At 41.1% G+C, this 12398-nt stretch carries 8 protein-coding genes; 5 read left to right on the top strand and 3 right to left on the bottom strand.

Annotated elements, in window-relative coordinates; all coding sequences use genetic code 11:
• Positions 1 to 46: 46 nt before the first annotated feature.
• Positions 47 to 2335: a TonB-dependent siderophore receptor gene (locus FTT75_RS02245; RefSeq protein ID WP_180185856.1), complete on the bottom strand. Its 2289-nt coding sequence runs from the start codon at positions 2333 to 2335 to the stop codon at positions 47 to 49.
• A 312-nt stretch (positions 2336 to 2647) separates the two neighbouring features.
• A complete protein-coding gene (locus tag FTT75_RS02240) occupies positions 2648 to 4852 on the bottom strand; it encodes a TonB-dependent receptor domain-containing protein (protein WP_100329255.1) in 2205 nt (734 codons plus the stop codon).
• A gap of 261 nt (positions 4853 to 5113) precedes the next feature.
• On the opposite strand from FTT75_RS02240, the gene tig reads away from it, so the two are divergent.
• The 4 genes from tig to FTT75_RS02220 all read left to right on the top strand — a co-directional run bounded on the left by tig (position 5114) and on the right by FTT75_RS02220 (position 9473).
• Positions 5114 to 6445 carry a trigger factor gene (gene tig, locus FTT75_RS02235; protein WP_005095580.1) on the top strand — a complete coding sequence of 444 codons (1332 nt, stop codon included), beginning with the start codon at positions 5114 to 5116 and terminating at the stop codon, positions 6443 to 6445.
• Positions 6446 to 6640: 195 nt separating this feature from the next.
• Positions 6641 to 7246: an ATP-dependent Clp endopeptidase proteolytic subunit ClpP gene (gene clpP, locus FTT75_RS02230; protein WP_004647427.1), complete on the top strand. Its 606-nt coding sequence runs from the start codon at positions 6641 to 6643 to the stop codon at positions 7244 to 7246.
• Positions 7247 to 7275: 29 nt separating this feature from the next.
• Positions 7276 to 8586, top strand: a complete 1311-nt coding sequence (clpX, locus tag FTT75_RS02225; RefSeq protein ID WP_180185855.1) for an ATP-dependent protease ATP-binding subunit ClpX — start codon at positions 7276 to 7278, stop codon at positions 8584 to 8586.
• A gap of 170 nt (positions 8587 to 8756) precedes the next feature.
• A complete protein-coding gene (locus tag FTT75_RS02220) occupies positions 8757 to 9473 on the top strand; it encodes a DUF2846 domain-containing protein (protein WP_005172754.1) in 717 nt (238 codons plus the stop codon).
• Positions 9474 to 9904: 431 nt separating this feature from the next.
• Here the strand turns inward: FTT75_RS02220 and FTT75_RS02215 are convergent, their stop codons facing one another.
• Positions 9905 to 11431 carry a fumarate hydratase gene (locus FTT75_RS02215; protein ID WP_100355657.1) on the bottom strand — a complete coding sequence of 509 codons (1527 nt, stop codon included), beginning with the start codon at positions 11429 to 11431 and terminating at the stop codon, positions 9905 to 9907.
• Between the two features lie 720 nt (positions 11432 to 12151).
• Between FTT75_RS02215 and FTT75_RS02210 the strand changes: the two genes are divergently transcribed.
• Positions 12152 to 12391: a DUF2171 domain-containing protein gene (locus FTT75_RS02210; protein WP_180185854.1), complete on the top strand. Its 240-nt coding sequence runs from the start codon at positions 12152 to 12154 to the stop codon at positions 12389 to 12391.
• Positions 12392 to 12398 lie beyond the last annotated feature (7 nt).

Here is a 12398-nt window from a genome sequence, read left to right as displayed (position 1 = left end):
TGAAAATAGCATAGCCCCCATAAGGAGGCTATGCGCTTACATTGAATTAATATTTAAAGTTGATTGCCAATACTGCGCTACGACCTTCTGCTTCAGTGGCATAGTGAGATGAATAGGCCTTGGTGAAGTAACGTTCATCTGACAGGTTGTTGATATTCAATTGCAAATCAACGTTTTTATTGACGTTATAACGTGCCATGGCATCATAACGCACATAACCTGGAACAAACTTGGTATTGGCTGCATTGCCATAAACCTTGTTCATTGCGATTGCACCTGCACCCAAAGTTAAAGCAGGGGTAATAGCATAAGTGGTCCAAAGGGTGGCACTGTTTTTCGCTACGTTTTGAACCTGATTCCCGTTGCTAGGATTTGGTGCATATACAGCAGGTTGACTTGTAGCGGCAGTATTTACAAATCCACCATCAATGAGTTCACTGTCTAAATAGGTATAGCCCGCAGATACCGCCCATTTGTCCGTGATATTACCATTTACACCCAGTTCAATCCCGTCGACACGTGTTTCACCAATATTGCTGGTCGTGCCATCATCGGCAGTGGCACGGGTATTTGTTTTTTCAGTACGGAAAATGGCAGCAGTCAGATTCAGCTTGTCATTTAACATGTCCCATTTAGTGCCGAGTTCCATGGTGCGGACTTCTTCGGGCTTAAGATTGCTGATTGCGGCTGTAATGCCTTCAGAGCCGTCCCCGCCATCTACACCGACCGGATTGGCGGAAGTTGCATAACTTGCATAGATAGAACCATTTTCAACCGGTTTAAAGGTCAGGCCGGCTTGATAGTTGATAAAGTCTTTATCATTTTCAAGTTTAACAATTGTGCCTGCTGGAGTCGTTGTATTAAAACGACCTGCAAGCATGGTTTGTTCAGTTGAGTAATCATCCCAACGGACGCCCAGATCTAAAAGCCATTGAGGATTGAACTCAATACTATCCAGGAAATAAACAGACTTGGATTTGCTTTCAATATTATAACGGTCAGCGCCATTGGTACTTAATGTACCTGTCCATGGTCCACGGTTAGGGTTCTGTACAGAAGTACACCAACCTGATGCAATATCGGCAGCGTTACAGGCATTGTGTACATTACCTGTAGCGTTAACACCATCAATAATGTATTGGGTACGGTCAGTTTCCTGCTCTGAATATTCGGCACCCAAGTTAAAACTATGTTTAAACGCGCCGGTATTAAATTTACCTGTTAGAGCGAGTTGATCGGTAAATGCATCAGTATCGGCGACACGTGAGTTGGCACGCGCCCAGACATTGCCATTCAGTAAGAAGTTACCTCTTGAGTCATCTGGATTGGTCCACAGATAATCATTTTTAGAGCTGTTATACACTGCGGTATTGCTAATCGTCAGGTTGTCGGTCAGGTCATGTTCTAATTTAAGCGTTCCGATCTGATTTTCCTGTTTCTGAAAGTCTCGATCTTGCCAGCCATAGTATTGACCTTGTTTAATATCAATAGGCTTGCCGTTGCCATTCAATCCTACATTTGCATTTGTCGCTGCAAAGGGATTGTTATAAGGAACACCTGAATCCGGTGTGTCATCCGATTTTAAGTAGTAATAGCCCAAAGTCGCGCGAGTAGGGGTGTCCAGACCAAAGCTAATACTTGGCGCAATACCGGCACGTTTATATTCCGCACCGTCTTTCTGGCCAGCTTTTTCATTATGATGACCCATTACCGCAACACGTGCTGCGATACCATTTCCGAAATCTTTATTGCCATCTAAAGTAATACGTTGATAGTTATCTGTGCCGCCAGCGACCGAGCCTTCTAAAAAGTCACCTTTCTTCGCAACTTTAGAAATCATGTTGATACTACCACCGGTCGCTCCTGCGCCGCCCATGGCAGACGCAGAACCTTTAGTCACTTCGACCTGTTCGACAGCAAACATTTCACGGTTTTGTGAAGTGGCATTACGAACGCCGTCTACATACATCGAGCTTTCAGAGTTATAACCGCGAATGAATGGGCGGTCACCATTCGGATTACCACCTTCACCTGCACCCAAGGTAATCCCCGGAACTGTACGCAGTGCATCAGCTAAAGTCGTCACTTGTGTATCGGCAATCAGCTGTTTTGAAATCACTGAAACTGATTTGGGTGTGTCGAGTAAAGGCGCAACAAATTTGCTATTCGCAGATTGATCTACTTTTAAGCTGGGTGCTTGTTCAGCTTTGACTTCTTGATGAATAGTTTCTAACTGGATCACCTGTTCTTCTGCCATCGCAGATCCAGCTACTATTGATAAAGATGAAACAATTGCAGAGGAAACGATTTTTTTACGTGTTTTAATGAAGGTCATGTTAAACCTAATAGATGAATGCTGAAAATGTATGCGAATAATAATGATTCTTGTTTTTATTTTTATCTTTTTATCATGGGAATTCATGATCTTTAAGAAAATGTTAAATGAGTTTCTAAATGTAATATTATAACAATCAATATATAAACATATGATTTTAGTAAATATTGAAAAATTAATCTAATTGTTAAATTTTTATTGAGAATAATGATGTTTATAGAACAGCATAAATTAGCAATGTTTTGGAAAGTATTGATCGCACGATAAGAAAAAAACCCTGCCAGGGCAGGGTTTTTTTAAGAGATGTATTTCTTAGAATTTAAAAGTTGTACTTAACTGAACGCGACGACCTTCTTGGGTATTGCTATATAAGTTATAGGCAGTACCATCAACGATTTCATACTTATTAAAGTCTTTATCGAAAATGTTGTAGAGTGCAACACCAATATCCCAGTTATCATTCACGGCATAATTTGTGCCTAAGTGCATTAAACCATATGCCTCATAGTCACCCAACGTATTATAAACAGTAAGATCATCTCCAGTTAAGTTTGTGGTTTTGAAGCGAGAGCGTTCGGTACGGTATTCACCACGTAACCAAAGATCAGCATTGTCAGCGACATTCCATTTTACAGTTGCATTAAACATATGCTCAGGGGTGTCTTGTAACTTTTTCCCTTTATCTTTACCTTTGGTAACCTCAGTTTCAGTCCAAGTGTAGTTAAAGTTTAATTTCCAATCTTCAGCAAAGCCCCAATTAATACCTAGCTCTGTACCATAAATTTCAACTTCATCAACGTTGTCAGGTCGAGTGATCATAAAAGCACGATCACTGGATTGATTAAGCCACTGCCATGGAGTGCCGAGACCAGTTAAATAGTCTGCACAAGTTTGGTTTACTAAACATTCACCTGGATTGCCACCTGTATTTACCGAAGTATCTGTGATTGCACCTGAAACAATTTTATCTTCAACGGTACTGATAAAACCTGTCAAGTTAATATTTAAGTCATTATTAGGTGTGAAATAAATGCCAAGCTCATAGTTATCGCTAGTTTCAGGTTTTAAATTTTGATTACCAAAAATAGGTTGAGCACCTTGACGTCCAACGTTTACTACACCATTTGTCAACTGTTCTAAACGAGGAGCTTTATAGCCTTCTGAATAACCGCCTTTTAGTGTCCAAGTATCGTTAACATTCCAAACAGCATAAGCACGAGGAGTAATAAAATCACCAAAAGTATCGTGATCATCATAACGCAGACCTAATGTTAAGGCGAAGTTTGGTAAGATATTCCATGTATCTTCTGCAAACAAACCAACTTGAGTAAAGTTAACCTCAGGTTTAGATGAACGTAGGCCATCTGAAATGCTGGCATCCCACCATTGGCCACCTAAGATCAAGTTATGATTTGCTATTGAATTTACAGACAGTTTAGTATCAAAAATAGTATCTTCACTTTCAATTAGTCGTGGGGTTTTAGTAACTAAATCGCCACCTTGCATACGTGATGGAATAAGACGACCAACAGTTTCACTTTCATTACGGGTAATGCTGCTGTCTAAAGTACCAATGTCATTACGCCATTGATGAGCTAGCACATATTTATCACGATTAAATTCCATCTCATTATCATAGCCACCTGCTGGGCCTACAGTACCTAATTGGAAACCGCTGGTATTTTTCGGATTTTCATATGATTGGCGCTGAGACTCTGCATCAATAGATATGTCATGCTTGTCTGTGGGTGTTAATGTTAAACGTGCACCTAGGGTATCAATTTTACCTTCAGATGGATTATTACCTGTACCTAATGTTGTTTGGTCAATATCTCTAGTTACATTCGATTCGTCACGTTCCCAATGTTTTGCGCGAATTTGTAAGCCCAAAAGGTTTTGTACTAAGGGACCAGAACCATAAAAATCGATACTGCGTTGGTTACCGAAGTCTGAATAATTTGGATTAAGCGTTCCATCTAAAGTTACAGAACCTGTCCAAGTATCAGCCACTTTTTTAGTAATAATATTGACTACACCGCCCATTGCATCCGAACCATATAAGGTAGATGCCGGGCCACGAATAATTTCGATGCGTTCAATTGCAGACAATGGAGGAATAAAATTATTTTTTGTTTCACCAAAGCCATTCGGTGTAATATCGCCGGTACTGTTTTGACGGCGACCATCAATGAGTACAAGTGTGTACTCAGATGGTAAGCCACGAATGCTAATATCTAGACCGCCTGTTTTACCAGCCGTAGGACTAATATCAATACCTTCTACATCGCTTAAAGCATCTGCTAAAGAAGTAATACGTTTTGTTTTAAAATCTTCTTCGGTGAGTACAGTAATTGAAGCGGGTGCGTCCTTAATCTTTTGTTCATAACCCGCCGCTGAAACCACAATCGTAGACAATTGTGTTACTGGTACAGTGGTATTATTTGTTTCAGCATGTGCAGAAGCAGCTGTAACCCCAAGAATAGCCACTGCAAGTGGGCGAAGATTAAAATTACGCATAACCGAAATTCCGAGATGGAGAAAGTTAAAGATTCAAATCAAATTTCAGGAATATTAATGATAATATTTATCATTTGCAATAAAAATATACAATTCCTTCATTTCAATTTAATCGCCTGAATATTTGAAAAGATGCCAATTCAAGTAAAAAAAGGGTTTAAAAACTGGAACTCGCGCGTATTTTTTGTATATCCTTAAATGTTGTCATATAATGTGGCACATTTTTATAAACCTGTTATAACCTAATATATAGAGGAAGCCATGCAAGTAACTTCTGAAGCGGTTTCGGGCGTTGCCCGTCGTTTAAATGTTTCTGTACCGACGAGCCGTATTAATGAGCAATTTGAAGCTCGTTTAAAACGCACTGCTAAAACTGCGAAGATCAACGGCTTCCGTCCAGGTAAAGTGCCTGTAAACGTAGTTCGTCGTGAATACGGCGCGGGTATCTACCAAGAAGTAGTAAACGATATTATTCGTGACACAGTTTTCGAAGCAATCCAGCAAGAGAAAATCAATGCTGTGGGCATGCCAAACATCGAAAAAACTGAAATGAAAGACGACGCGCTGGTATATACAGCGACTGTTGAAGTTTATCCAGAAGTTGAAGTGAAATTCGAAGGTCTGGAAGTTGAACGTAAAGCAACTGAAGTCAACGATAAAGACGTTGAGAAGATGATCGAAAATCTTCAAAAACAACGTGCTGCTTGGGCTGAAACCAAAGGCATGGCTAAAAAAGACATGCAAGTGACTTTCGATTTTGAAGGTACGGTTGATGGTGAGAAATTTGAAGGCGGCGCTGCTGAAGACTTCAAACTTGTACTCGGTTCTGGCCGTATGATTCCTGGCTTCGAAGACGGCATCGTTGGTATGAAGAAAGGCGAAGAGAAAGTGATTGATGTAACTTTCCCTGAAGATTACCAAGCTGAAAACCTTGCTGGTAAACAAGCTCAATTCAAAATCACTGTGAAGCTTGTTGAAAAACAAAAACTTCCAGAAATTGATGCTGAATTCCTGGAAATCTTCGGTGTGTCTGAAGAAGAAGGCGTTGAGAAGTTGAAAGCTGACGTTCGTAAAAACATGGAACGTGAAGTGAAAAACGGCCTGCGTAACCAGGTAAAAGGTGCGACTTTTGATGCGCTTGTTGCTGCAAACGAAGTTGAACTTCCAGCGGCTATGCTTGCTCAAGAAATTGACCGTCAACGTCAACAAATGATTCAGCAGTTCACTCAGCAGTTCGGTGCTCAAGGTGCGCAAGCATTTGATTCAAGCATGCTTCCAGACGAATTATTCAAAGAACAAGCTGAAAAATCTGTAAAACTTGGCGTATTGGTTAGCCGTGTTTTAGCTGATGCGAAAATCGAAGTAGATGCTGCACGTGTTGAAGCGTATATCCAAGACATGGCGTCTTCTTATGAAGATCCAAACGAAGTGATCGAATACTTCAAAAACGATGCGCAACAACGTCAACAAATCGAAGCTGTTGTACTAGAAGACCAAGTTGTTGATTACATTTTGGCTTCTGCTAAAGTAACTGATGCGACTGTAAGCTATGAAGACTTATTGAAAGAGCAGCAAGCTCGTCAACAAGCTTAATTTTAGCTTTCCATAAAAAAGGCGCTTGATGCGCCTTTTTTTCATATTGATGCCTGAAAAAAGTATTTCTGATTTTCACAAAACTAATGCAAAAAATATGATGGATTTATTGGCGAATTTTTTGCAATTTCAGTGATTATCCCTCATATTGTGATTATGGGTTAGGTCACAAAAAATTTAGGAATAAATAAACGTATGTATGTTCCAACGATTGAAAACGCTTTAGTGCCAATGGTGGTAGAACAATCCTCTCGTGGTGAGCGTTCTTTTGATATTTATTCACGCCTTTTGCGTGAACGTGTAATTTTTATGACGGGCGAAGTTGAAGACAACATGGCGAACCTGATCGTTGCGCAAATGTTGTTTTTAGAGGCGGAAAATCCAGATAAAGATATTCATCTATATATCAATTCACCAGGCGGTTCGGTAACTGCAGGTATGGCGATTTATGACACCATGCAGTTTATCAAACCAGATGTCGTAACGTACTGCATGGGTCAGGCAGCATCAATGGGTGCGTTCCTGCTGAATGCCGGTACCAAAGGCAAGCGTTATTGCCTTGAAAATGCCCGTGTCATGATTCACCAGCCATTGGGTGGTTTCCGTGGTCAGGCTTCAGATATTGAAATTCATGCACGTGAAATCTTGTTTATTAAAGAACGTTTAAACCGTTTAATGGCTGAACACAGCGGTCAGGATTACGAGAAAGTTGCACGTGATACAGACCGTGACAACTTTATGACTGCTCAGCAAGCGAAAGAATACGGTCTTGTGGACGAAGTTTTAACTAAACGTCCGTAAGTTTTAAAGATTGAGATAGTGGAGTAAATATGTCCGAACATCCTCAAGGACAAAAGCATTGTTCATTTTGCGGTAAAACGCAGTCTGAAGTCGGGAAGCTGATTGCAGGCGAGGACGCATACATTTGTAACGAATGTGTGGACGTATGCTTAGATTTGGTTCAAACCAGTCAGCAGGTGGAAACCAATGACTGGGCCAATCGTCCTTTGCCGAAACCGCATGAAATCCGTGCGGCCTTGGATCAATATGTGATTGGTCAGGACGTCGCGAAAAAAACCTTGTCAGTGGCGGTTTATAACCATTACAAGCGCTTGAAAGTGCAAAATAATGGCAAGAAAGCTGACGATTCTGTCGAGCTTTCAAAAAGTAATATTATGCTGGTTGGTCCGACAGGATCGGGCAAAACCTTGCTGGCACAAACCCTTGCACGTCTTCTGGATGTTCCATTTGCCATGGCAGATGCAACGACACTAACCGAAGCCGGTTATGTGGGTGAAGATGTAGAAAACATCGTACAGAAGCTTTTGCAAAAAGCGGATTATGATGTCGAAAAAGCGCAAAAGGGGATTATCTATATCGACGAGATCGACAAGATTACCCGCAAGTCTGAAAACCCATCCATCACGCGTGATGTATCGGGTGAAGGCGTACAGCAAGCACTTTTGAAAATGATCGAAGGTACGGTTGCTTCTATTCCGCCACAAGGTGGACGTAAGCATCCGCAGCAGGAATTCATTCAGATTGATACCTCGAATATCCTGTTTATCTGTGGTGGTGCATTCTCTGGACTTGAGAAAATCGTGCAGCAGCGTCAGGAAAAAGGTGGCATCGGCTTTACCGCAGAAGTGCGTAAAAAAGATGAAACCAAGAAGCTGTCTGATCTGTTCCGTCAAGTTGAAGCAACTGACCTGGTAAAATTTGGTTTGATTCCAGAATTTATTGGTCGTTTGCCGGTGATTGCCACTTTGGATGAGTTAGATGAAGAAGCATTGATGCAGATTCTGACTGAACCGAAGAATGCATTAACCCGTCAGTATCAACATCTGTTTGATATGGAAGACGTGGATCTGGTCTTTGAAGAATCCGCATTACGTGCCGTGGCGAAAAAAGCGGTTGAGCGTAATACTGGCGCGCGTGGTCTACGTTCGATCCTGGAAAATTCATTACTCGAAACCATGTATGACCTGCCAAGCCGTAGCGATGTCGGCACGGTGGTCGTCAATGAAGCGGTGATTAAAGGTGAAGCAGAGCCAGAATATCGTGCCGAGCGTCAACCGCATGAGCAGCAAGAGACAGCGACAAAAATAGATTTAAAAGTGGTGAATAGCAAATCTGCTTAACTGCTATTCATCCGAAACCTGCGAAAACTCCGTGTTTTCGCAGGTTTTTTATTTCCAAAAATAAAGCTGGGTGTTAATCTGATTGACTAGGTGTGGATGCCTAAAACTTATAAAAAATAAATCGCAAAGCACTTGCATATAAAAGAATAAAGACGCAGTGAGGGATAAGCATGCGTGGAGTCGCAATTGTACTCATCAGCAGTTTGGCATTGCTGGGGTGTCATGGTAAGAAAGCCGTAGTTGAGCCTACACAGTCACTCAGCACTCTAAAAAATATTGATCTTGAAAAAAAACCGGGCTTTGTGGAACAGCATCGTATTGGTATGTTTACTATTGGTGGCTGGGTCAATCAAAAGCAGGGCAATCAGTTTCAAACGGTGAAACCACAACATGATCAAGCCGCCATCGTGTACTTATACCGTCCTGATTCCAGATGGAACCGTCAGGAAATTGTCGCTGCCAGCCTGTTTATCAATCAAGAACATATTCCAAGTCTTTTGCATAATCATTATTACTGGATTGAAGTTCCTACAGGAACATATCGTTTAAGTACCAGTCGACCGTTGGGTGCTTTGCATTTTCAGAAGCCTAAATATCTGGATTTTAGTGTGGAAGCAGGACAATCCTATTTTATTAAATATGATGAAGAAAATATCAGCACCCGGCGTAGTGTCTCGGGGCCCTTCATGCTCATGCCGGAAAAGGTCGGTCTGAATGAAATTGCTTTTACTCAGCTTAAATCTCACAGTTTTAATTTTGTGGCGCAAGATCAGGAAACTGGCCAGATTCGCAAAAAAGCGCAGAAAATTGAACCAACTGCTTATAATCCATCATTAGATGTACAGTTGAAGGCACCTTTTAAACTTTGGGATCCGCGTACTTGGTAATGGAACATTTTCTAGAATAAATATAATAAAAAAGCACCGATAGAGGGTAATGTTGATCAGTTAAGGAGTTTAGAAATAGACTCTTTAATTTTTTAGTCATTCACAGCGGAGTATTAATTTTATAAATCAAATTCTTGTAAATTATTTGTTACTTTGGTTTCGCCCAAATGAGAAGCGAAGCTTCGCAAGGAAGGCATCTTGCGGAGCAACACTCCTCATCCGCAAAACTCGTCAGCCACCATCGACTAGTAAGTTTGTCGCAGAAACAATCATTTTTAAATCTTGCGGTGCAATACACCTCATGCCTCAAACAGTTGCGGATGACTTTTCTATCTATCAGATATAATCATGAATTTGAAAAAGAAAATGCCAGTCAATTCCTTAACTGACTGGCATTACCGATAGAGGGTGCTTTTTTATTGCAATAGAAATTAGCCCGCAGCAGCGTCCACGACTGGAATCTTACCAATTTTTGCTTGCCAGATTTTCGGTGCAGTCGCGTGAATAGAAGTACCATTCACATCAACTGCTACAGATACCGGCATATCTTTTACGACAAACTTGTAGATCGCTTCCATGCCTAGGTCAGCAAAGGCAACCACTTCAGCTTCACGGATGGCTTTAGATACTAGGTAAGCAGCACCACCGACAGCCATGAGATAAGTCGCCTGGTTGTCTTTAATGGCTTCAACGGCAGCAGGACCACGGTCCGCTTTACCGATCATGCCGAACATGCCAGTTGCTTCAAGGACCTGGCGTGTGAATTTATCCATACGTGTAGCCGTTGTTGGGCCTGCAGGGCCTACAACTTCATCACCGACTGGATCGACTGGGCCAACGTAGTAGATAAACTTGCCTTTCAAATCAACAGGAAGTTCTTCACCGTTGTTGAGCATGTCGACCATACGTTTGTGCGCAGCATCACGACCCGTGTAGATTGTGCCGTTAAGAAGAAGCGTATCGCCTGGTTTCCAAGCATTCATCTCTTCTTGAGTAATTGTGTCGAGGTCAACGCGTTTAGAGGTTGAAGAATCCCAAGTGACTTCAGGATAGTCTTCAAGTTTCGGTGCGATGATGTTGGCAACACCCGTACCATCAAGTGTGAAGTGTGCATGACGAGTCGCAGCACAGTTCGGGATCATACCGACTGGCTTACCAGCAGCGTGACAAGGGTAATCCTTGATCTTAATATCAAGAACAGTGGTTAAACCGCCAAGACCTTGTGCGCCAATACCCAAAGCATTTACTTTTTCGAAGATTTCGATACGAAGCTCTTCCATTTTGCTTTGTGGACCACGACGAAGCAATTCGTCCATGTTGATCTCTTCCATCAATGCTTCTTTGGCAAGCATCATGGCTTTTTCAGCAGTACCACCGATCCCGATCCCCAGCATACCTGGTGGACACCAGCCTGCACCCATGGTTGGAACAGTTTTCAGTACCCAATCCACGATTGAATCAGACGGGTTTAACATTGCCAATTTAGATTTGTTTTCTGAACCGCCACCTTTGGCTGCTACAGTGATATCTACTTTATTACCAGGCACAAGCTTGTGGTAAATCACGGCAGGAGTGTTGTCTTTGGTATTCTTACGACCAAAAGCAGGATCGGCCAGAACTGATGCACGAAGCACGTTGGAGTTTTCTAAATAACCCTGACGTACGCCTTCATTGATTGCATCATCCAGGCCCATGGTTAAATCGAATTTAACATCCATGCCCACTTCAACAAATACGTTGACGATACCGGTATCTTGACAGATTGGGCGGTGGCCTTCTGCACACATGCGTGAGTTAATTAAGATTTGCGCGATCGCATCTTTAGCAGCTTTGTTCTCTTCACGATCATACGCACGGCTCATCGCTTGGATAAAGTCTTGTGGGTGATAGTAAGAAATGAACTGAAGCGCATCTTTAACCGATGTGATTAAGTCATCTTGCTTGATAATAGTTGTCATACAAATATCTCTTGAGCGGGCTGATAGCTAGCGGGCTAAATTATAAGACAAAAGAATCGGGTTGTGGGCATTTTGGGCGAGCATTGGCCGAAAGTTTATAGTTTAAGCAATCTGAAGGACGACTTGAGCAGCTCAGCGGGTCAAATATGACAGTAATCGGTCATATTTAGTGTCATATTTCAGATAAAAAATACGCATAATTTTGCTTATTCCGTATTAAGCGATTGAATTTTATTAATTATTTTAAATTTAATAAAAAACCAGATTGTCATATAACTGTCATAAAACTTTTACATAATGCAGCTATTGAAACGGGAGATCTTAACAATGGTTACAGGTATTTTAATGGCAAGTGGTTTTTGTGTATATATCGCTGCAACTTGGATGTACGGTCAGAAAGAAGAGCAAGCCTAAGCTTATCTTCTTTCTCCTATTTTAAGGTTTTATTGGATTACGCTATCTTCAAATCTTCAAATCTTCAAATCTTCAAATCTTCAAATCTTCAAATCTTCAAATCTTCAAATCTTCAAATCTTCAAATCCAGTTATAAAAATATTTGAAAACTCAAATTTAAAAAGCATCTCTCCTATAGCTTACTCAAGCCATGTTGACCATTTACATTTTTAACCCAGAAAAACTCAAAGCCTGAAAACCCTTACACATGTGGCATTTTTTATTGCTTAGACTGTTTCTCTCAACTTCTAGAAACAGGCAAGTAGAATGAACAATTTTAATGCAAGTGATATTAAAGAACATGCTTCAGTCATTGTTTCATGTGGTACTCAAGTCGGGAAGGTAGACCATTTAGAAGGTCAGGATTCAATTAAATTAACAAGAAGTGATGATGAAAATAATGAGCATCATCTGATTCCCTTGAGTTGGGTAAGCGAAATCAAAGACGATAGCGTAGTGCTCAATAAAACAGCAGAAGATGTGCGTAAAGAGTGGACCACCTTATAAAAAATTA

It is taken from the genome of Acinetobacter sp. YH01008 (assembly GCF_013420435.1).
GTDB lineage: Bacteria > Pseudomonadota > Gammaproteobacteria > Pseudomonadales > Moraxellaceae > Acinetobacter > Acinetobacter pseudolwoffii.
This window is presented reverse-complemented; position numbering and strand designations above follow the sequence as displayed.